This is a genomic window from Algoriphagus formosus (assembly GCF_002807035.1).
Classification (GTDB): Bacteria; Bacteroidota; Bacteroidia; order Cytophagales; family Cyclobacteriaceae; genus Algoriphagus; species Algoriphagus formosus.
In genome coordinates this window covers 280842-304305 of the sequence record NZ_NIUC01000001.1, presented here as the reverse complement: position 1 = coordinate 304305, position 23464 = coordinate 280842, and the positions used below count along the sequence as shown (strand labels likewise).

Genomic DNA, 23464 nt, shown 5'->3' with positions numbered 1-23464 from the left:
TGATAATATTTTAAATCAGGTTTATGAAGGCTGATCTGATTTTGGCTTTTCAGGTTTTGGTAAAAGAGCCTTTCGGGACAACTTAAATTTACCTGTCTTCTTGTCAATATCAATCAACTTAACCATGATTTCTTCTCCTGGCTCAAGTACACCGTCCATGCTTTCTACACGCTCCCACTTGATTTCGGATATATGTAGTAAACCATCTTTACCTGGCATAAATTCCACGAATGCTCCAAAAGGCTGAATATTCTTCACCTTGCCAGTATATGTTTCACCAATTTCGGGCTGAGCAACAATAGATTTGATTCTCGCCAAGGCCTGATTCAAGTTATCTTGGTTCGCAGAGAAAATATTTATTTTACCCTGATTATCAATCTCTTCAATCACAATCGTGGTAGCTGTATCCTTTTGGATTTCCTGAATGACTTTTCCACCAGGACCGATAACAGCACCGATCAATTCCTTAGGAATAAACATCACGTAAGAACGTGGAGTATGTGGCTTAAGATCAGCTTTTGGTGCAGCAAGAGTCTTGGTGATTTCATTCAAAATATGAAGACGACCTTCTTTTGCTTGATAAAGAGCTTCTTTCAATACACTGTAATCCAAGCCTTCTACTTTAAGATCCATTTGGCAAGCAGTGATACCTTTCTCTGTACCAGTGACCTTGAAGTCCATATCTCCTAGATGATCTTCATCTCCAAGAATATCACTCAAGATGGAATAATTACCAGTCTTAGCATCTGAAATCATCCCCATCGCGATTCCTGTAACCGGAGCTTTGATTTGGATACCTGCATCCATCAATGCCAACGATCCTGCACAAACTGTCGCCATGGAAGATGAACCATTAGACTCTAGAATATCAGATACGATTCGAATTGTATATGGATTTTCATTCTCAGAAGGAAGTACCTTCTTCAAAGCTCTCATTGCCAAGTTGCCATGACCTACTTCACGTCGGCCAGGTCCTCTGTTTGGTTTTACTTCTCCTGTAGAGAATCCCGGGAAATTATAATGAAGGAAAAACTTATTATATCCGGAAAGCACAGCTCCGTCAACCATTTGCTCATCCATTTTAGTTCCAAGCGTACAAGTGGTCACAGATTGTGTTTCTCCTCTTGTAAATACAGCCGAACCGTGCGCAGAAGGCAAATAATCAACAACAGACCAAATTGGTCTTACTTCATCTAGTTTTCTACCGTCAAGACGCTTCTTTTCATTCAAAGTCAAATTACGGGCGGCTTCCTTGTGAATCTTATGGAAATATGGACCGATCAAACTTGCTTCAAATTCATGCTCTTCGCCCAAGCTTTCGATAAACTCATCCTTGATAGCTTTTACCAATTCTGTACGCTCAGTTTTATTAGCAATTTGCTTACTGACCACATCGTAAAGCTTATCATATAATTCGGCTTTCATTTTGTCAAAAAGTGCCGGATCTGTTTTCTCGTGATTGTACTCACGCTTTTGTTCTTTTCCTACTGCTTTGGTAAGCTCTACTTGAACTTGGCAGTGACGAACAATCTCCTCGTGAGCAAACTGAAGAGCTTCAACCATTTCATCTTCTGAAATTTCGTCAGCTTCTCCCTCTACCATTAGGATATAGTCAAGAGATCCAGCAACGATAAATTCTAAAGTAGCTTTTTCGAGATCAGAAGGACTAGGATTGATTACTAATTGGCCATCAATCTTAGCAACTCTGACTTCCGAAATTGGTCCATTGAAAGGAATATCTGAAACTGCCAAAGCCGCAGAAGCTGCTAAACCAGCTAGTGCATCTGGCAATACATCCTCGTCTGAGGACATCAATGTGATTGCAATCTGAGTATCAGCATGATAATCATCCGGAAAAATGGGTCGGATAGCTCTATCAACCAATCGGCTGATCAAGATTTCGTAATCTGATAGTCTTCCTTCTCTTTTCAAAAATCCTCCAGGTATTTTTCCTGAAGCAGCAAATTTCTCTTGGTAATCTACCGACATCGGTAAAAAATCAACACCTTCTCCAGCCTCTTTTTTTGAAACGACCGTGGCAAGAAGCATTGCCTTTCCCATCCGCACAACAACCGAACCGTCTGCCTGCTTGGCAAGGGCACCGGTCTCAATAGAGATCTCACGACCATCCTGTAGGGTGATAGTCTTTGTAATTAAATTTGGTAACATAAATTTTTTTTGATGAATTTTTCTTTGTCTTAAAAGTAAGCGCGTCCAGCTAAAAAAGAAAAAAGTAAGGTTCTCGATGTGGAGAACCTTACTTAGGATTATTTTCTGATTCCTAGCTCGGCGATAATACTTCTATATCGCTCGATGTCTTTCTTTGAAAGGTAGTCTAGCAAGCTTCTTCGCTTACCTACCAACTTCAAAAGACCTAATCTAGATGAGTGATCTTTTTTGTTGCTTTTCAAATGCTCAGTCAAATGCTTGATTCGATGAGTGAAGAGGGCAATCTGAGATTCAGGTGATCCTGTATCAGCTTCAGATTTTAACCGTCCATGATTCTTAAACAACTCTTGTTTTTTCTCTGATGTTAAATACATGTTTAGCTAAATTAATTAAAACAGTCACAAAGGTAAGGGGATTAATTTGAAAATAAAATATCCTTTTGGAATCAATCCTTGCTGATCCACTTAGCTTTTACCCCTTTCCACCATTGAATGTAGAAGTCTGGCTCGAATAGTCTAGCGTCTTTTCTTGCTTGCTTCAAAAAGAAAAGTCCAAAAGGCAATAGCATGACGCAGCTAAACCAAGTCCCTATAATCGGATCGGTTACTCCCTCCTTTGCCCATTTTTCCCCGGTAATGGTCAGCATGTAATAGACGATAAAGAAAATAATTGAGACCAAAACTGGCATTCCCAATCCTCCCTTCTTAATAATTGCACCTAATGGAGCACCTATCAGGAACATGACGAAACATGCAAAGGCTTGTGTATATTTTTGATGCCAGGCAATCTGAAAGCGACGGTACTCCCGTTCATAGTTTTCGATTTGACTTCGCTTGACATTAAAATTATTCTTAAGGTTGCGTGCATTGTTTAGTGCCATCGTCAGGGAATTAGATCGATAACCTCTTTTAAATACGATCGAGTCAATTTTGGATTTTTCCTCTTCAGTAAGTAGTTCTGTTCGGACCACTTTACCCGTTTTCTTTTCTACAATATCTTCTTGCGGATTTTCAACCAACTCTTCCTCATCAAGGACTTCTTGATTTTTAATTCGATTTGCTTTTTTCGCAGAAAAAATTGAATCACTTTTCGAAACTGACTTCACTGATTTAACAGATAGAATTGAGTCCCCTCCTCCTACTTTGATTCTGTTTTCAGGAGATTCAACCACTTTTTCAGTGCTGTCTCTCTTCAACAGGTTTTTCGCCTCAAGGATTGAATCCTGTTCTGCTCTTAACCTTCTTGCCTTCTCGGCTCTTAGCGTATCATCTTGTGCTTTGCGCTCTGCAATAGCTGGAAGAGGCTCCAAAGTCCGCTCTCTGGTAAAAAATGGATAAATACCCGAAGCAGTTTGATAATTTTGAAAGCGCTGATCATTCACAAGTGTATAAATTGAATCCAGGCCTACTTTGATCTGCGAAATATTTTTGATAGCCCGGTTGGTAGACCAAAGATCTTCTGGGGTACGGCTGAGCTGAAACTCATCCATATCGAAAATAATCACATTTTCGTCGAAGGTACTTCTTCTGAATTCTACTGGTTTTTCACTGATTCCTCGTGTGGCCCGCGCTTCCCGATAGTTGATACCATTATAGAGCGTCAGGCGCATGTAGTTTTCATTGAAAAACTTCTCCATCCTACCCGAATCGGCGATAGTCACGTCAAGATTGCCTAAGGCATCATTATGATTGTAAATAATAATATCCCGTAGGTCGTTATCCCCTATTTTTTGATTGACTTTGATACTATATCCAGGAATACCTGCGTAAAAAATCCCTTCCCGGATGTCTAAAGCCGGAGATTTCATTCTGATATCATACAGAAGACTGAAGGTTTTAAGGTTGACCTTTGGGACGAGAAAGTTATTGGATAAAAATGCCAGAATAACCAAGAAAACAGTAAAAACTGCAATAGGTCTCAAGGCTCTCAAAAGGGAAATGCCACTACTTTTAATAGCAGTGAGTTCGAAGTGCTCTCCAAGGTTGCCAAAGGTCATCAAGCTTGACAGCAAAACTGCCAGCGGCAAAGCCATAGGAGAAATACTGACCACAAAATACCCGATCAACTCAGCATAAATCCAAAAGCTGAGTCCTTTCCCAAAAATCTCATCGAAATACTTCAGCATGTTGACGATCAACAAAATGAAGTCAACCACGACAAAAGTCAATAAAAATGGACCTATAAAAGACCCTATAATCAGTTTATCTAGTTTTTTCATGCCTGTCCTTACTCTTATTCCATAGAATTAGAGGAAAGCAAAATTAATTACGTGTCAAAATTGGTGAATTCCGACAAATTAACCACCAACAATTTCTTTTAGTTTCCCAACGAGCCCTTCCCAAATTGCCTCGAGCTCTTCGTCATCATAGCCATCAGAATAATCAATGACTTTTAGAAATAAAGTTTGAGTCAATTCATTTTCCTCAAGCTTAAACTCGATGTATGAATGGTCTTTTTCTTCTGGATTGGTAGGATCAAAAAACTCAAATTTTACATGAGAATTATTTCTGATAGAGGCGATTTTGGCATGATGCTCATCATTATCAAAATCGAAAATAAAAACCTTGTCCTCATTGATCTTTACCTCATCGGCAAACCACTCCTCTAATCCACTAGCCGTGCTGATGTATTGGAAAAGAATTTTTTTGGAGGCATTGATTTGATAATCAGCAACAAATTTATTTTTAACCATGATTTCAGGCTTTTTAGGTCTATTTTTTTTACTTTTTTAAAGAACGTCAGCTTGCATTTAACATTGCAAGACCTCATATTTGCATTCCCATTTGACAGGGAGATCTTCTTGGTTGGAAAACACGTTTTCGACCTCAGTGTTTTAGAATCTGAAGTGCTTTAATATAGGCATTAATTTGAAATATAAACACTAAAAAAAGTTAAGTGATTCTGGCGAGGTAGCTCAGTTGGTTAGAGCGCAGGATTCATAACCCTGAGGTCACGGGTTCAACTCCCGTCCTCGCTACAAAGGCTTTCGGAAACGGAAGCCTTTTTTTTATTTTCCAAGATGGAAGAATAACCAATTGGTTAGCGTACAGATTTATATCCGCTACGCTATCACGAATGGCGACAACATCAACTTTAATCCAAAATCAATCTATTCTCGAGAATGCATAAAAAAAGCCCTCCCAAATGGGAAGGCTTTCCGTCAAGTAAGGTGCTAACGCTTACTTTACTTTTTCAACAACTGCTTTAAATGCCTCGGGATGATTCATTGCTAAATCAGCCAAAACCTTACGGTTTAGCTCGATATCAGCTTTTTTCAACATACCCATGAATTGTGAGTAGGAAATGCCATGCTGTCTTGCACCGGCATTGATACGCTGGATCCAAAGTGCACGAAACTCACGCTTCTTCACTTTTCTATCTCTGTACGCGTACTGAAGTCCTTTCTCGTACTTGTTTTTGGCTACTGTCCACACATTTTTACCTCTTCCGAAGTAACCTTTCGTGGCTTTAAGCACTTTTTTTCTTCTTGCTCTAGACGCTACTGCGTTTACTGATCTTGGCATAACTTTTTGTTTTTTGACACTCGGTGCCCCGAATTCTCGAGATCTTTTTTACCGAAGCATCTGGTGAATAAATAAACCTTAATTAATTGATAGACAGGCTGATCAGATTCTCAACATGTCACGTACTCGGCCCTCATCAGACTCGTGAACCAAACCAGTTTTGGTCAGATTACGCTTTCTTTTGGTGGCTTTCTTAGTCAGGATGTGGCTTTTGTAAGCGTGCTTCCTTTTGATTTTTCCTGTTCCGGTCAAAGCGAAACGCTTTTTAGCGGAAGATTTGGTTTTTACTTTTGGCATTTTAGCTATTTTTAGTTGGTTGAAATTATTTTTTATTCTTAGGTGCGATGAAAATATTCATTCGCTTTCCTTCGAGCTTTGGAAGCTGCTCTACTGCACCATAATCTTCCAGTGCTTGGGCAAACTTCAAAAGAAGCATTTCACCGCGCTCCTTAAATACAATACTTCTACCCACAAAGTGCACATAGGCTTTCACCTTTGCTCCTTCTTTTAGGAAGTTGATTGCATGCTTTAGCTTGAAATTGAAATCATGATCATCGGTGTTAGGACCGAATCGGATTTCCTTCAAAACTACCTTCGCAGCGTTAGCTTTGATTTCTTTTTGCTTCTTCTTCTGCTCGTACTTAAACTTGGCGTAATCCAAGATTTTACAAACAGGAGGATCCACATTCGGGGATATCTCCACCAAATCCAGGTCATTTTCTCTCGCTAATCTTAAAGCCTTGTCAGTGGCCATCAGGGCGTTTCCGCCGTCGACGTATTCTCCTACGACACGTACTTCTCTAGCTCGTATTCTTTCATTTACCTTGTATGGTTCTTCTCTCCGACCTCGGTTTGGTTGTCTGTTGTTTCTCAAATTACTTAGTTTATTTTATTGAAATCGACTGCAAATATCGGAATTATTTCCAATTCAAAAAAGCAGAAGAATATTTTACGAAATTATTATTTGCTTAATGATTCTGCGATGATCCCTTGAAAATACTGGATAAATCCATCTACCGTATGGCTTCCAAGGTCTCCCTCTCCATGCTTTCTGACAGATAGTTTTCCTTCAGCAGCCTCTTTTTCGCCCACGATAAGCATGAAAGGCACTTTCTTTACTTCGGCATCCCGAATCTTACGACCGATTTTCTCATCACGATTATCTATACTTCCGGTGATACCGGCATCATCGAGCTCCGCTTTGACTTGCTCAGCATAGTCCTTAAATTTCTCAGAAATAGGTAAGATGATCAATTGCTCTGGCGCCAACCAAAGTGGGAAATTACCAGCACAATGCTCAATCAAGACAGCGACAAATCGCTCCAGAGAACCAAAAGGCGCCCGGTGAATCATCACAGGTCTATGCTTTGAATTATCCGAACCAATGTATTCAAGCTCAAAACGCTCTGGAAGGTTATAATCCACCTGAATGGTTCCCAATTGCCACTTTCTGCCTAAGGCATCCTTCACCATGAAGTCAAGCTTTGGACCGTAGAAAGCAGCCTCTCCTAATTCAGTAACTGTTTCCAGTCCTTTCTCAGCTGCGGCTTCGATAATGGCTGATTCTGCCTTTTCCCAAGCTTCATCTGTACCGATGTATTTTTGCTTGTTTTCTGGATCACGAAGGGAAACCTGTGCGGTGTAATCCTCAAAACCCAAGGCTTTGAATACATACAACACCAAGTCAATTACTTTGATGAACTCTTCCTTTACCTGCTCAGGGCGACAGAAAATATGTGCATCGTCTTGGGTAAAGCCTCGAACACGGGTCAAACCGTGCAACTCACCACTTTGCTCATATCGATAAACGGTACCAAACTCAGCATAGCGAATCGGAAGATCTTTATAAGATCTAGGTTTATGCTTATATATCTCGCAGTGATGCGGACAGTTCATCGGCTTCAGCAAAAACTCCTCTCCCTCATGTGGAGTGGCTATCGGCTGAAAGGAGTCTTTCCCATATTTCTCGTAGTGGCCAGAAGTCTCATACAAAGCCTTATGACCAATGTGCGGAGTAGTTACCTGCTCATAACCTGATTTGTCCTGAGCCTTTTTCATAAAAGCGACCAAACGCTCACGAAGCAGAGTACCCTTTGGCAACCAAAGCGGAAGCCCCTGCCCTACTTTTTCGGAAAAAGTGAACAGTTCTAATTCACGGCCAATCTTTCGGTGATCTCGCTTTTTGGCCTCTTCGAGTAGGGTCAAATACTCCTGAAGTTCTTTTGCCTTCGGGAAAGTCACCCCATAAATACGAGTCAGCATTTTCCGATTCTCGTCACCTCTCCAGTAAGCTCCGGCAATATTGGTCAGCTTGACCGCTTTGATAAATCCAGTGTTTGGAATGTGAGGACCACGGCAAAGATCCGTGAAGTTACCCTGCTCGTAGAAGGTAATCGAACCGTCTTCCAGGCCTTCTAAGAGGTCTAATTTATATTCATCGCCTTTTTCTTGATAGTAGGCGATTGCATCTTTCTTTGAAATGGCTTTTCGGATATACTCATTCTTCTCCCGGGCCAATTCGATCATTTTTTGCTCGATCTTTTCAAGTTCTGACCCATCAAGCGTATGATCTCCGAAATCTACATCATAATAAAAACCTGTTTCAATTGGAGGCCCAATTCCAAACTTGATTCCTGGATAGAGCGCTTCTAAAGCCTCAGCTAATAAGTGGGCAGAAGAGTGCCAGAAGGTATTTTTACCCTCTCCATCGTTCCAAGTCAGCAATTGGAGCTGAGAATCTTCTTCGATCGGCCTTGTGGCATCCCATACCTGACCGTTGACTTTTGCGGCTAGGACATTCCGGGCTAAACCCTCGCTGATACTGGCAGCAATCTGTAGTCCGGTAGTACCTTTTTCATACGCCCTTTCCGAACCGTCCGGAAGGGTAATTTTAATTTGTTGTGACATAAAATTTTTAAGCCTTTACAAACAGGCGTTTGGTTGAAGGTGCAAATATGCAATAAGTGCATGCAAAGGAAAAATTTGAAGAGACTCAATATTCAATTACAAAATAATCTGCGCACTCACTTTGAATACAAAAGGCCTAGCCTCAGGCATATCCAAATAGGTCATGCGGTGAAAAAAATCTACTCTGAAAAATTTAAAGATGTTTTCTATCCCATAGCCCAATTCGATGTAAGGTCGGGTGGGATCTAATCTTCCAAAGCTTTCTAAGGCTGTCCCATCAGGTCCAAAAGCAGGAATATTATTGATGTTTTGGTCAGAAACCGATCCCATGAGGAAATTGGCATTGGCAACCGCTCGCCATTTTAGTCGCCGCATCAATGGGATTCGATTAAGCAGAAAGCCTTCGAAAAAATGTCTATACCTCAAACTGACAAATTGATCCGAGGCGAATTCATTGAAATTCATTGTATTAAAAGCCGCAGTCGTGTAGAAAAGGGTCTCATTTCCCAGATGGTTTTTCAAGATGGGATAAGGCACCTCACCAAATACTTTCCCCGCATCCAATTCATAGCGCGAAACCCCAAAAAGCCCCATATTCAATCGCTGATAGAGGTAAAAGCTCAGTTTTTGATAATCGATCTCCCCACCCAGCCAATCAAAGCCTCGGGCATAATTCAATTCCAAGATGGGCCATTTGGATGGACCCAAAGAAGAGCGCTCATTGTCGTTGATCAAAATAATCTCATCCCGTCCGTAGCGAAGACTAGCTCGCCACTCAGTCGTTTGGAAATCAGACTTCAGTTCGCCCGTGCCCTTTTCTATGAAGTAAAAATCAAAGAGCGGATCAAACTGAGCTCTCCTAATTCCGGTACGGAAAAGAAATCCCTTGAAAAACTCCCGATCAAAATTTAATTGCTGAGAGGTACTGATAAAGGGCCTTCTCAGTGTCCCAAATCGGCTTGCTGCCAGGAATATGGAATTTCCCTCCAAGGATTCCATCTCCAATCCCACCTGGTCAATTTCCCGAGTGGATTTCAATTCGAGCGTCGTCCAATGCTTTCGATCTAGAATATTTTTCGCAGAAACGGAGTATTTAAATCGTTGATCTTTGAACCCATAGGCCAAGTAACCTTGAAAAGCCCATTTTTTAGAGAATTTATAATTCGTACGAAGCCCGAAACCACCTCTCAGTCCTTCGACATTGTTGTAGTTTCCAAATTCTGTCCAAGGTCCCAAATCGATTTTTCCCACTGGCAAAAAGCCAGTGGCAAAAAACTTCAATCCTTCCGAATAAAAGCGAATGACGGGAATCTTCTTTAGCGTATCTACCATTTGCAAAACAGCCAACTCCTCAGAAGAAAGCGGATCCATACGGTTTGCAGCCCAAAATTCTTCACTCGCCTCGCCAAAATCGGGTTTAAGCTCTACGGCATTGTTGAAAAATTTGGTTGCCTTGGGTTCACTTAGTTTGACACTGTCTGTTGCGGTATAAAACTTAGCCAAAAGACCCGCTGTATTTGGCGTCACCTGACCGATTTTGATTTGAACCCGTGTTCGTTTTGGAATTAATGGACCTTTTTCCGTCGGCTCCAGTTCTTGTTGGATTTTTATTCGCTCAATGAAATTGAGATTGGCAGAATTGGGCACGGTCAAATCCACCTGCTTGAGCGAGTAATCTTCCTTTTTGATCCAAATAGTACCGGAAAAAGCCAAGTCCTGTTCCCGTCTTGGATAGACCTGAAGCTGATAGCAAGTGTCCTGACCCACCAAAACCGAATCCATCAAATCATAGTCGTAAAAGGTCTTCCAGCCATCAGCTATAGGCGATACAAATTCCTTCTCTAGAATAGTCAGCCAGTTTCTGTAAAAATTATATTCCTGAAAAGCCGAACCGGTAATCTGAGAAGTTGTGGAACCGTCGGTAATACCTACCCCGGTGACTTTGGATTTTTCAACGATTTCCTTTCTTAAGAGTGGATTATTTCGAAAATAAAATCTACTGACTGTCTCCGAAAAGAAGACTGGCAGAATCTTTTCTCCCTCATCATTGGTCAATTGGCGAATGCTGTCGAGCACCGAAGTAACTTTCTGCACGGTTTTCCGCTGTCTAAATTCCTCGGAAACCTGATCAATATCAATCTCGATTTTGGTGTAATTCTTCGTTTCATAGGCCTCCAGACTTCGTTTATCAAAGTCCTTTCTTCTTTCCACCGCTTGCCGGATGATTTCAAAAGCGGGATTTTCTCCAGCCTCAAATACAAAAGCCTCTAATTCAAAATCAGATGGCCGAAGTTGGAAATTGATGGTTTGCTCAGGGGAATTGGCAATTGGCTTGACTTGGGTGATATAGCCTAGGTAGCTAACCTGAATGCTGTCTGCGGCCGCTTTTAATTCCAAATCATAAAAACCCTCAAAATCAGTATTCATCCCGGTTCCAGTGCCTTTAATTAATACCGCTGCGAAGGGAATGGGGTCTCCTGTTTCTGCATCAGTAACTTTTCCCTTGATCCGGAACTGTCCGTAGGAAAACTGGGAAATCAAAAACAGTAAAAAGAAAAGTGAAACTCGGTTCATCAAATAGGTTTTCCCTGAAACTTAAGGATGGCAAATTAAATTCATTTTGAGCGGTTTCTCGGAGTAGAAACGTGATTTTTTCCAAAAACGACCAAATCATTCCTAGAATTGTACTGGAAAAGTTAAAAGTCCCTAAGCTATATTTGGGCTTCAAAACAGGAAGAAATGCTTTACGACATTGCTATCATAGGAGGAGGAATAGTGGGACTTGCTACAGGATTGAAAATCCTAAATGAGCGACCCGAGTTGAAAATTGCTTTGTTTGAGAAGGAAGATCAGCTGGCCAAGCATCAGACTGGCAACAATTCTGGGGTGATTCACTCTGGACTTTATTACAAGCCGGGATCATTGAAAGCCACCAATTGTATCAGAGGCTACCATGAATTAATAGATTTTTGCAAAGCCGAAAAAATCCCCTTCGAAATCACCGGGAAAGTAGTCGTAGCAACCCGAGAAGAACAGAAGCCTTTATTGGATACCCTGCTAGAAAGAGGCTTGGCAAATGGGCTTACAGGCACTCGGAAGATCACTTTAGAAGAGCTGAAAGAATATGAGCCTCACTGTGCGGGAGTAGCGGCATTGCATGTGCCTCAAACAGGAATCGTGGATTATTATCAAGTTGCTTTGGCGTATGGAAGAAAAATTCTTCAAAAAGGAGGAGAAATATTTCTTAGTCATAAAGTACTGGAAATCAATTCAAAGGAAGCTATCAATCACATTGAAACTTCAAAAGAAAAATTTGAAGCTAAATTAGTCATCAACTGTGCCGGCCTCTACTCAGATAAGGTTGCCAAACTGACTGATGAGCAGATCAAGGATGTGAAAATCATCCCTTTCCGCGGAGAATACTACAAGCTAAAGCAGGATAAAGAATACCTTGTCAAAAATCTAATTTACCCGGTTCCTGACCCCAATTTCCCCTTCTTGGGAGTGCATTTTACCCGAATGAAAAAAGGAGGCGTCGAAGCAGGACCCAATGCGGTACTGGCATTTAGACGGGAAGGATACAAAAAATCACAGATTTCCCTTCCTGAGCTTACCGAAACCTTAGCTTGGCCCGGCTTTCAAAAAGTAGCAGCCAAATACTGGAAAACCGGTTTTGGGGAACTTTATCGATCTTTTTCAAAATCAGCCTTCACCAAGGCCTTGCAGGAATTGATTCCTGAAATCCAAGAATCTGACCTAGTCGATGGTGGTGCGGGGGTTCGTGCTCAAGCTTGTGATCGAACCGGAGGACTGTTGGATGATTTTGCCATTCGAGAGTCTGCCCATGCAATCAATGTATTGAATGCCCCTTCCCCTGCAGCTACGAGTTCGCTCTCGATCGGTGGAACAGTGGCAGAAATGGCTTTAAAGCGGTTTGATTAAACTTGGGTGTTGACCGTATCCGGGAAATAGCGGTTTGCGAGCTTGATCATTTCATCACCTTTGACCAAATCATGCACGCTTAGCTCCTCGGTGTGATAGTGACCTGCAGCGCCTAAAAGTTCGCTGACTGCCTTGACAGAGTTTTTATGAAAGTTGTAAACCCGCTCGGATTTATCATTGACAACCAGGCCTTTTACTAATCCTCTGCGCTGAGTAGCTACTCCCGTTGGACATTCATTCGTATTGCAGCGCAAGGCTTGGATACATCCCAAGCTGAACATAAATCCACGGGCAGAATTACAAGCATCCGCTCCCAAGGCGATATTTTTTATTATAGAAAAAGCACTCAAAATCTTACCAGAAGCAATGATTTTGACCTTTTCACGGAGATTGTACTTTTCGAGTGTTGCTCGTACAAAAATCAAGGCTGGCTCAAGAGGTAAACCCACACTATCTGAAAACTCAAGAGGTGCAGCACCTGTCCCACCTTCAGCACCGTCGATGGTAATAAAATCCGGCCAACAGTTTTGAGCCACCATTTCCTTACAAATTTCGATGAATTCCTCTGTTCTACCGATGCAGAGTTTAATGCCGATTGGTTTCCCTTCTGATAAATCTCTTAATTTCTCGACAAACTGAATCAGGCTTTTTGGGTCTGAGAAAGCAGAATGAGATGGTGGGGATAAGACCGTCGTACCTGCTTTTAGTCCTCGGATTGAAGCTATTTCAGGGGTGTTTTTTACACCTGGAAGAACCCCTCCATGTCCTGGCTTGGCACCTTGGGAAATTTTGATTTCTATTAGTTTGACCTCAGGAAGTTTTGCTTTTTCCTGAAACATCTCAGGATTGAAATTTCCCTCTTCATCCCGGCAACCAAAATAACCTGTACCTATTTGCCAACAGATATCTCCACCCTGTAGATGGTAGGGAGAAATTCCTCCCTCCCCTGTATTGTGAAAGAACTTGCCCTTTTTAGCACCTAGATTCAAAGCTTTAATCGCATTGGAAGAAAGCGAACCAAAGCTCATGGCAGAAATATTGAAAATAGAAGCTGAATAGGGCTGTTTGCAAAACTCTGAACCGATGGTAACCCGAAGATCTTCTTCCTTTGGGTGAACTGCATAAATGGAATGTCTCAAGGCCAGATAATCTTCTCCATCCAAGTCTCGCTGAGTTCCGAATGGATGGGTGTCATTGACACTTTTTGATCTGCGATAGGCAAGAGAGCGGAGATTCCTATTGAATGGCTTTCCGTCAGTGTTGCTTTCAATGAAATACTGCTGAATCTCCGGGCTAATGGATTCCAAGATATACCGAAAATGCCCGACTACAGGGAAATTCTTGAGTATCGCATGCTTGGATTGTAAGGAATCATAGATACCAAGGGCGGTCAAAACACCTAAAATACCCAAGACAAAATATCCCAAACTGAAATCCCGAAAGGAATAATACCACATCAAAAAAAGTGTGAGAAAGAAAAATACTAGAATGGAAAAGAAAAATAGTTTTCTCATGATTAAAGCAATTTACCAAGGGATAACAAGAGGCTAACCCTTCTCAAATTCAATTTTGGGTTCGAAATTCCAATTTAAATAAATCGTCTGCTATTCCTCCAAAAAGAATCTTAAAAAGCGATATTCTGCCCAAGTAAATTCATCTTTGGAAAGTATAAAGCCTGTATGCCCGCCCCTTTTGGGCATTTCTAAAATGATTTCTGACTTTCGTTCAGCTAATTTTACTGGGTAGCATTCCTCACCCAAAAGGGGATCATTCAATGCATTGACGATCAATGTCGGGATTGGAACCTTTTCAATCCATGGACCAGGGCTCGCAGACTGATAAAAATCCCTAGCATCTTCAAAACCATGTAATTTGGCTGTGAAAAGGGTGTCAAATGAATCAAAATCCTGGACCTGTTCCAGTAAATCCAAGTCAATCAAATCGGGAAATTGAAGCGCTTTACGACGCATTTTATCTTTCAATTTGCCCAAAAAGCGCTTTTTGTAGAAAACATTTCTTCGACTCTTCAATGTCGCTGCACTGGAAGGCAGATCGCAAGGAGTGGAATAAACAGCTGCTTTTTTGATTTGAGCAGGCAAGTCCTCACTATTTTTCCCCAAGTAGTTTAGGGTTTGGGCTCCACCCATACTGATACCTGTGAGGAAGATTTCCTCATAATCATATTTGTCCACCACATGGGAAATCACAGTCTTCAAATCATAGTCTGCTCCATGATGGTAGAGAACCGGCTGCAGGTTCATTTCTCCACCACAACTGCGATTATTCCAAGCGAGGACGTCAATTTGATTATTATTGAAAAGCTTTGCTAGGCCTCTTACGTAATGTCGCTCAGAGTCTCCTTCCAAGCCATGGGAAATGATTAGAAGTCGTCGGGAACCTACTTTGGACCAATCCAGATTCAAAAAATCATTATCTGGAGTAGGGATTTTTTCCCTCAGATAGTTCAAACCATCAATCTTTCTATAAAGACTTGGAATAATGGTTTCTAAATGTCCATTAAAGAGATAAAAAGGAGGTCCTTGGTAAGTAGTTGGTTTAATAGGCATGAAAGACATTCAATAAAAAACATCACAAGTTGTTGATATTGAGATCAAATTCAAAACACATTCAAGCGATACTTTTGCGAGTGTAAATGTATTTCATAGGGTTATTAAAAACTGGAGCGCCGAGTGGTTGCTCCATTTTTTGTTGATAACCCCTGTGGCCAATCCATGGAAAAATCTCAAATTACATGGCATCCTTTAAAGAGGATACTTCTTGTATAACTTCATCAAGTTTGGATGTAAAATCTTTAAAATGGGATTCAAAATTAACTCCAAACCCCTCGCTTTCTAATATTTGCTTTCCCTCCTGTAAAGACTCCGAAAGTTCATCAAACTCAAACATGGCTAAAGTTGGTTTGACTTTGTGCCTGATTTGCTGAATGATATCCAAGTCAGCTTTTTCCTTTCCTATAGAATATTGCTGTCTGAGTTCCAGTAGGCCGGAATGAATGGCTGAAGTGAGTTCAACTTTGAAATCCTCGTCTCCTTCAGACATTTCTAATATCTTTTGAGATAATACCGCGGAATCTAATTTCATGAGAGGGCTTTAATGGGTGGACTTTCCTGCAAGATATCCTGTAGTCCAAGCAGCCTGAAAATTAAAACCTCCAGTGATGCCGTCTAGATCCAGAACTTCTCCCGCAAAGAAAATATTTGGGTGATAAATACTTTCCATGGTGTGTGGATTGACTTCTTTCAGATCGATTCCTCCTGAGGTGACGAATTCCTCCTTAAAAGTAGTCTTTCCTTCGATGGTCAAAATAAAGCAAAAAAGATTTTGAACCAATCGGTTAATCTGTTTTTTGGATAGATTTCCAAAATCAGTTTCCGAATCAATACCAGATTCACTGATTAAAAACTCCCAAAGTCTATTGGGTAATTCATTTAAGGGATAATTCCTGACTTTCCTTGCAGGATGCTTTTCCTTGAAACCTCTAATAATCGCCTCCCATCCCTGCTCACTCATGTCCACATCCCAATTTATAATGGCTTCAGCCCGATAATGCTGATCATAAAGCCATTTAGCGCCAAAGGCTGAAAGTTTGAGTACAGCAGGCCCACTCACTCCCCAATGGGTAATTAAAAGAGGGCCTTGATAAGAAAGCTTTGTCCCAGCAAGACGAATATGCGCCTGAGGTACGGACAAACCCATTAATTCCCGAATGGGATTTCCGGGTGTATTAAAGGTAAAAAGGGAAGGAATCGGTGGAATGATTTTATGATTTAGCTTTGATAAAAAGGAATAACCTGAACTGCTAGGACTTCCTCCTGAGGCAATAATTAATTTATCAGCTGTGATTTCACTCCCACTAACCGTTAAAATATACTTGCCATTTACTTCCTTGATAGACTCCACAGCTTGTCGGATTTTAATTTTGACACCTGCATCTTCAGATGCCTTCATCAATGCATCTATAATGCTTTGGCTACTATCTGATTGGGGAAATACGCGTCCGTCGGACTCCGTTTTAAGCTTTACTCCCCGACTTTCAAACCAGGTCCAGGTATCGGGAATAGAAAAGTGCGTGAAAGCTTTTTTCAAGAATTTTTCACCTCTTGGATAGTTTTTGACCAGTTGGCTATTGGGCATCAGCCGATGAGTCACGTTGCATCGACCACCGCCCGAGATTTTCACCTTGGATAAAAGCTTTGGACTCTTTTCCAAAATGAAAACCTCACGGCCTTTTGATGCGGCATGGATTGCAGCAAAAAAGCCAGCAGCTCCCCCACCGACAATGATTATTTTCAATTTATTCTATTGATTTACAAAATTTTAAATACGCTACCTTCTTCTAGAGAATGATCCAAGAATTCCTCGGGTCAATTCTCGAAAGATCGTTCGACCGATTTGTCTGACCATGGTATTTTTACTCAGTTCTTCAATCAAAGATTCGTCCTGTGTAGTGCGAGTTGTTGTCCTAGGTTTTGGTCCGGGTAAGGTTGCTTTTTCCTGCTCTTTTTCGACTTCATCAAGCTTTGAGTTCAACATTTCAAATGCTGACTCTCTGTCTAAATGAACATTGTATTTCGCAGTCAAGCTCGAATTGCTTACTAAATCATCAATCTCGGATGTGCTGAGAATATCCATTCTTGAAATTGGAGCTCTGACCAAGGTATGCGCCAAAGGCGTTGGGATACCTTTTTCGCTCAAAGCAGTAATCAATGCCTCTCCGATACCCATGGATGTTAAGACTTCAGCCGTATCATAAAACTCGGTAATCGGATAATTTTCGGCGGTTTTTGTAATGGCTTTTCGATCTTTTGCCGTAAAAGCCCGCAGGGCATGTTGGACTTTCAAACCCAACTGACCCAAAACTGAATCCGGAACATCCGTGGGAGTTTGTGTGCAGAAATAAACACCCACCCCTTTGGATCGAATAAGCTTGATGATAGCTTCTATCTTTTCCAAGAGATCCTTGGATGCATTTGAAAAGACCAAATGCGCCTCATCGATGAAAATACATAGTTTGGGCTGATCCGCATCTCCTTGCTCAGGAAATGTCTCGTAGACTTCTGAAAGAAGACTTAGCATAAATGTAGAGAACAGCTTCGGCTTGCTTTGAATATCGGTCAAGCGAATGATTGAAATCACCCCTTTTCCATCTTCAGTTCGTACAAAATCGTTGACTTCAAAGGATCGTTCTCCAAAAAACTTATCCGCACCCTGCTGCTCCAATTCGATGATTTTGCGCATGATGGTATTCACAGAGGCAGATGAAACCTGACCAAATTCAGCTTTAATCTGCTCTTTGCCTTCATTAATGATAAACTGGAGGACGCGCTTCAGATCCTTCAAATCTAAAAGCGGCAAATGATGCAGATCACAGTATCTAAACACAAGTGCCATTACTCCGCGCTGTGTATCGTTCAATTCCAAAATTTGAGACATGAGTACCGGACCAAATTCGGAAACGGTTGCCTTGAGCTTGACACCTTTTTCATCCGATATGGACATCAGTTCTACAGGAAGACCTTGAGGAGTGTAATCCACCCCAATTTTTTCGGACCGACTAATGATAAAATCCTTCACTTCTCCGGGTTTGGCTAGACCAGATAAGTCTCCCTTGAGGTCCATCAGGACAGAGGGAACGCCTTTCAAAGAGAGTTGCTCAGCAATCACCTGAAGCGTTTTGGTCTTTCCTGTACCTGTCGCTCCAGCGATCAACCCGTGCCTGTTCATAGTTTTGAGTGGAACTTTGACATTAGCCTCTGTGATGGCTTCTCCGTCCAGAATTCCTGTACCCAAGGTGATAAAATCCTTTTTATAAGTTTGACCTTTAGTCAAAACATCAATAAAGCTGTCTCTCTTGCTCATTATTTGAATTTTTTAAAAATCTAAAACTACAAAAAAACCTTTTTGCGGGGGCAAAAAGGTCTTTATCCGAAGCAAAATAGTATTCGATTAGTGGGTGACTTTGGGCTCCAAAGACTTAGCCTGCTCAATGAAATCGGCTACTTTATCTGCATTGGGAACAACTTTAGTCAATCCTTTTTCTTCTTGGGTTTTTGTCAAAGCTGCATGTAGGTTTTCAGCGTTTCGGTTTCTAAGCTCCTTTACAGTATCAACACCAGCTGCTTTTAGTAACTCGGCAAACTGTCCCCCAATTCCATTGATTCGGAAAAGATCAGCCATATTTACCCACTTCAAAATTTGACTGGCATCCAAACCTGTCTGCTCAGCAAGTTTTTGTCTGCCAGATTTAGAAGCTCCAGCGTCAAGCAGACCTTCTACAGATTTTACACCTGCTTCCGCAAGCTTAGCTTTGTAAGCAGGTCCGATACCTTCGATTGAGTCAATTGGTTTTCCCATTTTAAAATAATTTTGAGATTAAACATATACCTTACGGCAACATAATTTTTTCCAAAATAAATACAATTTTTTGTTTGTGAAACGGAAAAAGACAAATGTTCTTAAAACCATTTAGGAAACTTTAATTCCAAAATTCGATTTAGAGTGAGATATTTAAAAACTCAATTTAAAAAAGGCTTACCCAGGTGAAAATCATCCTTCAATTTCTGATCGTAGTTTTTATTCTCGCTACCCCCTCAATTCTTAAAGCCCAAGCTATTCCCAATTTGGGGCAAACTGACCGCTGGATGACAGGAGCACTTGCAGCCATGGAGCGGGAGGATTACGAAACTGCAAACTCCATTTTCCGGAACTTGATTGATTCGGGGCTGCCTTTACCGGAAGAAATGCCCTATTTCTTTGCATTGACACTTTTCGAACTAGGGCAGTATGATAATTCTGCCAGTTTTTTGGATAAATATTTTGATCTGAATGGCTTCAAAGGTCAAAATTATGAATTGGCAAAAAACCTTCAAGGGCAGCTTAAGGAACCCTTGCAAGCCATCAGAGCATGTAATCTCTGCGATACGAAGGGTTACAGATACGCGCTATGCGAAACCTGCCAAGGAGCAAAAAATACTGAACAGGACTGCAGCTACTGTAGAGGTGCAGGAGTCGTGGGTTGTAGCCGATGCGCTGCCACCGGCATGATCACCAAAAGAAATATTTTCAACATCATAGAATACTATGAATGTGATCGATGCAATGGCAAAGGAAGGCTGGAATGCCCTACCTGTAAGGGTTCACTAAAAGAGATTAGCGAATGCAAAACTTGTTTGGGGTTTGGGAAAATTGCCTCCGATGTAATTTGTGATCATAAAGAACATGAGCACGATCATGCGGAGTCGAAAAGTGAAAATTAAAAAGTCACAAAAAAAGCTGATTGGAATTCAATCAGCTTTTTTTCTATCACTTACAATACTTTAAGATTGCCTCCTCAGCAGCTCCATATTCAAGGCTTTTCGCCAATTGAAAGTCCTCACAAGCACTGCGTTTTCTTTTCAAAGCCAATTTTAACATGCCTCTGTTAAAGTAAGCAGGAGCATAATTTTTATCTAATTGGATGGCATTGCCGTAAGCCTTCAGGGCATCTTCTGTATAACCCAATTGATGCATAGCCCGACCTTTCATAAAGGAAGCTGCAGCTGGAGCACCGGAAATTTCCTCAGCTCTAGAAGCAAAAAGCATAGCCTTTTCATAATTGTTTTGGGTATAGTGGAAATTTGAAATCGCCAAAAGAACCTGAAAGTTATTCGGGTCAATCTGCAATGCAGCTTCAAAATCTGCAAGTGCAGAGTCTAATTGACCTTGTTCTTCATGAGCTCTTCCCCGATTATAAAGCAAAACCACATTTTTTGGATTATACTTTAAATCTTTGGAATACTCTTCCACAGCCTCATCATAGGCTCCTTGGTTAAAGGCAACATCGCCTTGGTTTCCTGTTTTTCCACCACATGCAAAAATAGCCGAGCTCAAAAGCACGACTATTCCTACTCGATAAATGATATTCATACTAGTTGGTTTACACTGCTACGTTGTTTTCTCTTAACGCATCATTGAGTGATGTTTTCAAATCCGTAGAAGCTTTTCGCTGACCAATGATTAAAGCGCAAGGCACTTGAAAAGTTCCCGCTGCAAATTCTTTTGGAATGGATCCAGGGATCACTACAGATCTTGGTGGGACATAGCCCTTGTACTCTACCGGCTTATCACCTGTGACATCAATGATCTTAGAACTAGCCGTAAGCGTCACTCCTGCTCCAAGTACGGCTTCTTTGCCAATTCTGACACCTTCTACCACGATAGCTCTAGAGCCAATAAATGCTCCATCTTCTACAATTACCGGAGCAGCCTGTACCGGCTCAAGCACTCCTCCAAGTCCTACTCCACCACTCAAATGAACGTTTTTGCCGACCTGAGCACAGGATCCGACCGTCGCCCAAGTATCAACCATCGTGCCACTATCAACAAAAGCTCCTATATTAACATAACTTGGCATCATCACCACACCAGGAGCCAAATGTGCTCCGTAACGGGCTACTGCATGAGGAACTACCCGCACACCCTGCTTGGCGTAATTAGTCTTTAGAGCCATTTTATCGTGGAACTCAAAAGGACCCACTTCTATCGTCTGCATTTTCTGAATTGGGAAATACAAGATGACCGCTTTCTTTACCCAGTCATTTACTTGCCAGTTCCCATCTTCCAGCGGTTCTGCCACTCGAAGACTTCCAGCATCCAAATCTGCGATGACAGTCTTGATAGCAATTTCAGTGTCCTTTTCTTTTAAAAGCTCTCTATTTTCCCAAGCTTTTTCGATGATGGTTTTCAGTTCCATATTTTTGGTTAGTTTCGATTATGTCTAAAGGTTTTTCCCAGAAAATCCCTGTCCTAATCGCTTCTTCGCTCAAACCAGCGAAAGATGCGAGGGCTTTTTGGAGATTGGGTCAAACGCTGCGTGAAACAAATAAATACGATCTAAACTTCATAGGTTTTTCATCAAAAGCGGCCTCAAGTCCGCAAAATGACCGATTTTTTATTTCGATTACTAATACAAAATCTCAATTGGAGCGAATTGTTTCCATTTTTAGGTTTTTCAATTACTGCCTAATCGTCAAGCCAAAAATCCTGATTTGCTGTACTTGGGAGTATTTGATTCCTGCAAAAATACTCAAATCCTACTTGGGGTTTCGAATCATTTACGATGTGCAGGAAAACTACTTGGCAAATCTAAACTTGATTCTAAATAGATCAACTTGGAAAGTAAAGCTTGCCAAATGGCTAATTGAGAAATCTGAATGCATTAAAGGAATCGATTATTATATCTTAGCCGAGAAATGCTATCAAGATGAAATGCCAAGTAAAAAACCATTCATCATCTTGGAGAATAAGTACAATGGACCAAAATACGATCCTAAGCCTCCGGTGGTTTTTAAGGAAAAGGAAGCCTTTGAATTTCTCTTGACGGGGACCATTACACCGGCTTACGGAATGGAAAAAGGAATTCAGTTTTTCCTCCAAATTTTGGAGCGATTTCCCAAAAGTAAACTGCGAGTTTTTGGGCATGTCACTTTGGAGTACTTCGGGAAAAACCTCCTTGATCAATACAAGAATCATCCCCGGATTTTTATTGAATTGTCTTCTGATCCTATCCCTTATACCGAGGTTTTGGATGCAATTTACAAGACTGATTTTTTGCTTTTGCCCTACCTAAATCATAAAGCTTTAGCTCAGAAAATCCCGAGTAAACTTTTTGAAGCGGGAGCATTAAATACGGCCGTTATCATTCAAGAAAATCCTACATGGACTGACTTTGTCTCATCCCATAAAATGGGAGTTTCGGTAGATTTTCAGAATACTCAGGAAGCCGTAAAGGAATTTATTTCAGGACTGGATCAAGACTTTTTTCAAGGGCAAATTCCGGAAGTTTTTCACTGGAAAGCTGAAGGGGAGAAACTCCTTTCAGTTCTAGATTCCCTATCATCCTAATCCCAATTAAGGTGGAAAACTATCCACACTTATCCACCTTATACGCATGTTTGGAAACCGAAAATTCAAATATGGAAACTTGGCGATAGACCTCATCATAGAAGATTTTTGTAGCTAAATGAATTTATAATTAACTGTTTTTTAATACTTTATTCATTTTTTAAAACCATTCTTAATTTTATTTTAGACTTATCTAAAATCAAACTCACATCAAATTTGAACTTATCCACACATGATTTAGCTTTTATGAAAATTATTTTTAGCCATTTCTAAATAAATTTTTACCTTTGTATCAAAGCATTGAAATATGAATTTGACTGTAGCCGAGGAAAACTATCTGAAAGCCATCTACCACCTTTCAGAGGAAGGAACCAAATCCGTCTCGACCAATGACATCGCAGCTGAGATGAAAACTAAGCCTGCCTCCGTCTCTGACATGCTCAGGAAGCTGAGCGAAAAAGAAGTCATCAGCTATCGGAAATATTACGGGGTGAACATCACTCCCGAAGGAAAAAAGCTAGCACTTCAAACTGTCAGAAAGCATCGGCTCTGGGAGGTCTTCCTGGTTGAAAAATTAAACTTTGCCTGGGATGAAGTTCATGAAGTGGCTGAGGAGTTGGAGCACATTCAGTCTCCCCTACTCATTCAGCGTCTCGATGCCTATTTGAACTACCCTAAGTTTGACCCGCATGGCGATCCGATTCCAGACGAATTTGGAGATGTCAAAGCAAGGCCAAGAGTCCCGATCAATGAAATGGAAGTCAATCAAAGTGGACAAATCGTGGCCGTCAAAGACAGCTCTGCTGCTTTCCTGCGATACATGGATAAGGTGGGTGCATATATCGGTGCTCGGGTGAAAATCCTAGACAAGGTAGAATTCGACGGTTCAGTTGAAATTCTGGTAGATCAAAAGAAGAATGTCTTTATGTCGAAGGATGTTGCTGCAAATATTTTGGCCATTCAGTCATGAAATCGAGCCTGTCAGAAACATATAAACATGAAGAAATTCGACACAAAGG

General features: G+C 41.1%; 21 protein-coding genes and 1 tRNA gene. 5 read left to right on the top strand and 17 right to left on the bottom strand.

All coding sequences use genetic code 11. The features are described from left to right. Positions 1-21: 21 nt before the first annotated feature. From pnp to CDH51_RS01415, 4 genes are all read right to left on the bottom strand, one after another. The gene (gene pnp, locus CDH51_RS01430) at positions 22-2169 is read right to left on the bottom strand and encodes a polyribonucleotide nucleotidyltransferase (RefSeq protein WP_100626917.1); all 2148 of its coding nucleotides are present in this window, start codon (positions 2167-2169) and stop codon (positions 22-24) included. A 98-nt stretch (positions 2170-2267) separates the two neighbouring features. Next, the gene (gene rpsO / locus CDH51_RS01425) at positions 2268-2543 is read right to left on the bottom strand and encodes a 30S ribosomal protein S15 (protein WP_100626916.1); all 276 of its coding nucleotides are present in this window, start codon (positions 2541-2543) and stop codon (positions 2268-2270) included. Positions 2544-2614: 71 nt separating this feature from the next. Then, positions 2615-4387 carry an LptF/LptG family permease gene (locus CDH51_RS01420; RefSeq protein WP_100626915.1) on the bottom strand — a complete coding sequence of 591 codons (1773 nt, stop codon included), beginning with the start codon at positions 4385-4387 and terminating at the stop codon, positions 2615-2617. Between the two features lie 78 nt (positions 4388-4465). After that, positions 4466-4861 (bottom strand): START-like domain-containing protein, encoded by a 396-nt coding sequence (locus tag CDH51_RS01415; RefSeq protein WP_100626914.1) that lies wholly within the window; start codon positions 4859-4861, stop codon positions 4466-4468. Positions 4862-5072: 211 nt separating this feature from the next. On the opposite strand from CDH51_RS01415, the gene CDH51_RS01410 reads away from it, so the two are divergent. Beyond that, positions 5073-5146, top strand: a tRNA-Met gene (locus CDH51_RS01410). 202 nt (positions 5147-5348) lie between these two features. Here CDH51_RS01410 and rplT read toward each other — a convergent pair. The 5 genes from rplT to CDH51_RS01385 all read right to left on the bottom strand — a co-directional run bounded on the left by rplT (position 5349) and on the right by CDH51_RS01385 (position 11174). Next, positions 5349-5693, bottom strand: coding sequence for a 50S ribosomal protein L20 (gene rplT / locus CDH51_RS01405; RefSeq protein ID WP_024282491.1), 345 nt, complete (start codon positions 5691-5693; stop codon positions 5349-5351). Positions 5694-5795: 102 nt separating this feature from the next. Next, positions 5796-5990 (bottom strand): 50S ribosomal protein L35, encoded by a 195-nt coding sequence (gene rpmI, locus CDH51_RS01400; RefSeq protein WP_024282492.1) that lies wholly within the window; start codon positions 5988-5990, stop codon positions 5796-5798. Between the two features lie 25 nt (positions 5991-6015). Next, the gene (gene infC, locus CDH51_RS01395) at positions 6016-6567 is read right to left on the bottom strand and encodes a translation initiation factor IF-3 (RefSeq protein ID WP_026946446.1); all 552 of its coding nucleotides are present in this window, start codon (positions 6565-6567) and stop codon (positions 6016-6018) included. 86 nt (positions 6568-6653) lie between these two features. Next, positions 6654-8600 carry a threonine--tRNA ligase gene (gene thrS, locus CDH51_RS01390; RefSeq protein ID WP_100626913.1) on the bottom strand — a complete coding sequence of 649 codons (1947 nt, stop codon included), beginning with the start codon at positions 8598-8600 and terminating at the stop codon, positions 6654-6656. Between the two features lie 96 nt (positions 8601-8696). After that, positions 8697-11174, bottom strand: a complete 2478-nt coding sequence (locus CDH51_RS01385) for a DUF5686 and carboxypeptidase-like regulatory domain-containing protein (protein ID WP_100626912.1) — start codon at positions 11172-11174, stop codon at positions 8697-8699. 165 nt (positions 11175-11339) lie between these two features. On the opposite strand from CDH51_RS01385, the gene lhgO reads away from it, so the two are divergent. Next, the gene (lhgO, locus tag CDH51_RS01380; RefSeq protein ID WP_100626911.1) at positions 11340-12542 is read left to right on the top strand and encodes an L-2-hydroxyglutarate oxidase; all 1203 of its coding nucleotides are present in this window, start codon (positions 11340-11342) and stop codon (positions 12540-12542) included. Here the strand turns inward: lhgO and CDH51_RS01375 are convergent. From CDH51_RS01375 to CDH51_RS01350, 6 genes are all read right to left on the bottom strand, one after another. Beyond that, the gene (locus CDH51_RS01375; RefSeq protein ID WP_100626910.1) at positions 12539-14056 is read right to left on the bottom strand and encodes an FMN-binding glutamate synthase family protein; all 1518 of its coding nucleotides are present in this window, start codon (positions 14054-14056) and stop codon (positions 12539-12541) included. The two genes, lhgO and CDH51_RS01375, sit on opposite strands and share 4 nt — an antisense overlap. Before the next feature lie 90 nt (positions 14057-14146). Then, positions 14147-15109 carry a YheT family hydrolase gene (locus tag CDH51_RS01370; RefSeq protein ID WP_100627773.1) on the bottom strand — a complete coding sequence of 321 codons (963 nt, stop codon included), beginning with the start codon at positions 15107-15109 and terminating at the stop codon, positions 14147-14149. Between the two features lie 181 nt (positions 15110-15290). Beyond that, entirely contained in the window at positions 15291-15644 is a 354-nt protein-coding gene (locus tag CDH51_RS01365) for a hypothetical protein (RefSeq protein WP_100626909.1), read from the bottom strand. Positions 15645-15653: 9 nt separating this feature from the next. Beyond that, positions 15654-16856 carry a BaiN/RdsA family NAD(P)/FAD-dependent oxidoreductase gene (locus tag CDH51_RS01360; protein WP_100626908.1) on the bottom strand — a complete coding sequence of 401 codons (1203 nt, stop codon included), beginning with the start codon at positions 16854-16856 and terminating at the stop codon, positions 15654-15656. Positions 16857-16889: 33 nt separating this feature from the next. After that, positions 16890-18422 carry a helicase HerA-like domain-containing protein gene (locus tag CDH51_RS01355; protein WP_100626907.1) on the bottom strand — a complete coding sequence of 511 codons (1533 nt, stop codon included), beginning with the start codon at positions 18420-18422 and terminating at the stop codon, positions 16890-16892. A gap of 87 nt (positions 18423-18509) precedes the next feature. Beyond that, a complete protein-coding gene (locus CDH51_RS01350; RefSeq protein ID WP_026946455.1) occupies positions 18510-18917 on the bottom strand; it encodes a DUF4332 domain-containing protein in 408 nt (135 codons plus the stop codon). A 185-nt stretch (positions 18918-19102) separates the two neighbouring features. Between CDH51_RS01350 and CDH51_RS01345 the strand changes: the two genes are divergently transcribed. Then, positions 19103-19819, top strand: a complete 717-nt coding sequence (locus tag CDH51_RS01345; RefSeq protein ID WP_100626906.1) for an outer membrane protein assembly factor BamD — start codon at positions 19103-19105, stop codon at positions 19817-19819. Between the two features lie 46 nt (positions 19820-19865). On the opposite strand, the gene CDH51_RS01340 is transcribed toward CDH51_RS01345, so the two are convergent. Both CDH51_RS01340 and CDH51_RS01335 read right to left on the bottom strand, forming a co-directional pair. Next, the gene (locus tag CDH51_RS01340) at positions 19866-20468 is read right to left on the bottom strand and encodes a tetratricopeptide repeat protein (protein ID WP_100626905.1); all 603 of its coding nucleotides are present in this window, start codon (positions 20466-20468) and stop codon (positions 19866-19868) included. A gap of 10 nt (positions 20469-20478) precedes the next feature. Then, entirely contained in the window at positions 20479-21294 is an 816-nt protein-coding gene (locus CDH51_RS01335; protein WP_100626904.1) for a 2,3,4,5-tetrahydropyridine-2,6-dicarboxylate N-succinyltransferase, read from the bottom strand. Positions 21295-21314: 20 nt separating this feature from the next. On the opposite strand from CDH51_RS01335, the gene CDH51_RS01330 reads away from it, so the two are divergent. Continuing rightward, positions 21315-22445 (top strand): glycosyltransferase family protein, encoded by a 1131-nt coding sequence (locus CDH51_RS01330; protein ID WP_100626903.1) that lies wholly within the window; start codon positions 21315-21317, stop codon positions 22443-22445. A 307-nt stretch (positions 22446-22752) separates the two neighbouring features. Continuing rightward, positions 22753-23415 (top strand): metal-dependent transcriptional regulator, encoded by a 663-nt coding sequence (locus CDH51_RS01325; protein WP_026946460.1) that lies wholly within the window; start codon positions 22753-22755, stop codon positions 23413-23415. The last annotated feature ends 49 nt before the right edge of the window (positions 23416-23464 follow it).

Coding starts and splice junctions, on each gene's coding strand:
- pnp (WP_100626917.1), bottom strand. CDS start 2,169: ATGTTACCAAATTTAATTACAAAGACTATCACCCTACAGGATGGTCGT.
- rpsO (WP_100626916.1), bottom strand. CDS start 2,543: ATGTATTTAACATCAGAGAAAAAACAAGAGTTGTTTAAGAATCATGGA.
- CDH51_RS01420 (WP_100626915.1), bottom strand. CDS start 4,387: ATGAAAAAACTAGATAAACTGATTATAGGGTCTTTTATAGGTCCATTT.
- CDH51_RS01415 (WP_100626914.1), bottom strand. CDS start 4,861: ATGGTTAAAAATAAATTTGTTGCTGATTATCAAATCAATGCCTCCAAA.
- rplT (WP_024282491.1), bottom strand. CDS start 5,693: ATGCCAAGATCAGTAAACGCAGTAGCGTCTAGAGCAAGAAGAAAAAAA.
- rpmI (WP_024282492.1), bottom strand. CDS start 5,990: ATGCCAAAAGTAAAAACCAAATCTTCCGCTAAAAAGCGTTTCGCTTTG.
- thrS (WP_100626913.1), bottom strand. CDS start 8,600: ATGTCACAACAAATTAAAATTACCCTTCCGGACGGTTCGGAAAGGGCG.
- CDH51_RS01385 (WP_100626912.1), bottom strand. CDS start 11,174: ATGAACCGAGTTTCACTTTTCTTTTTACTGTTTTTGATTTCCCAGTTT.
- lhgO (WP_100626911.1), top strand. CDS start 11,340: ATGCTTTACGACATTGCTATCATAGGAGGAGGAATAGTGGGACTTGCT.
- CDH51_RS01375 (WP_100626910.1), bottom strand. CDS start 14,056: ATGAGAAAACTATTTTTCTTTTCCATTCTAGTATTTTTCTTTCTCACA.
- CDH51_RS01370 (WP_100627773.1), bottom strand. CDS start 15,109: ATGCCTATTAAACCAACTACTTACCAAGGACCTCCTTTTTATCTCTTT.
- CDH51_RS01365 (WP_100626909.1), bottom strand. CDS start 15,644: ATGAAATTAGATTCCGCGGTATTATCTCAAAAGATATTAGAAATGTCT.
- CDH51_RS01355 (WP_100626907.1), bottom strand. CDS start 18,422: ATGAGCAAGAGAGACAGCTTTATTGATGTTTTGACTAAAGGTCAAACT.
- CDH51_RS01350 (WP_026946455.1), bottom strand. CDS start 18,917: ATGGGAAAACCAATTGACTCAATCGAAGGTATCGGACCTGCTTACAAA.
- CDH51_RS01340 (WP_100626905.1), bottom strand. CDS start 20,468: ATGAATATCATTTATCGAGTAGGAATAGTCGTGCTTTTGAGCTCGGCT.
- CDH51_RS01335 (WP_100626904.1), bottom strand. CDS start 21,294: ATGGAACTGAAAACCATCATCGAAAAAGCTTGGGAAAATAGAGAGCTT.
- CDH51_RS01330 (WP_100626903.1), top strand. CDS start 21,315: ATGTCTAAAGGTTTTTCCCAGAAAATCCCTGTCCTAATCGCTTCTTCG.
- CDH51_RS01325 (WP_026946460.1), top strand. CDS start 22,753: ATGAATTTGACTGTAGCCGAGGAAAACTATCTGAAAGCCATCTACCAC.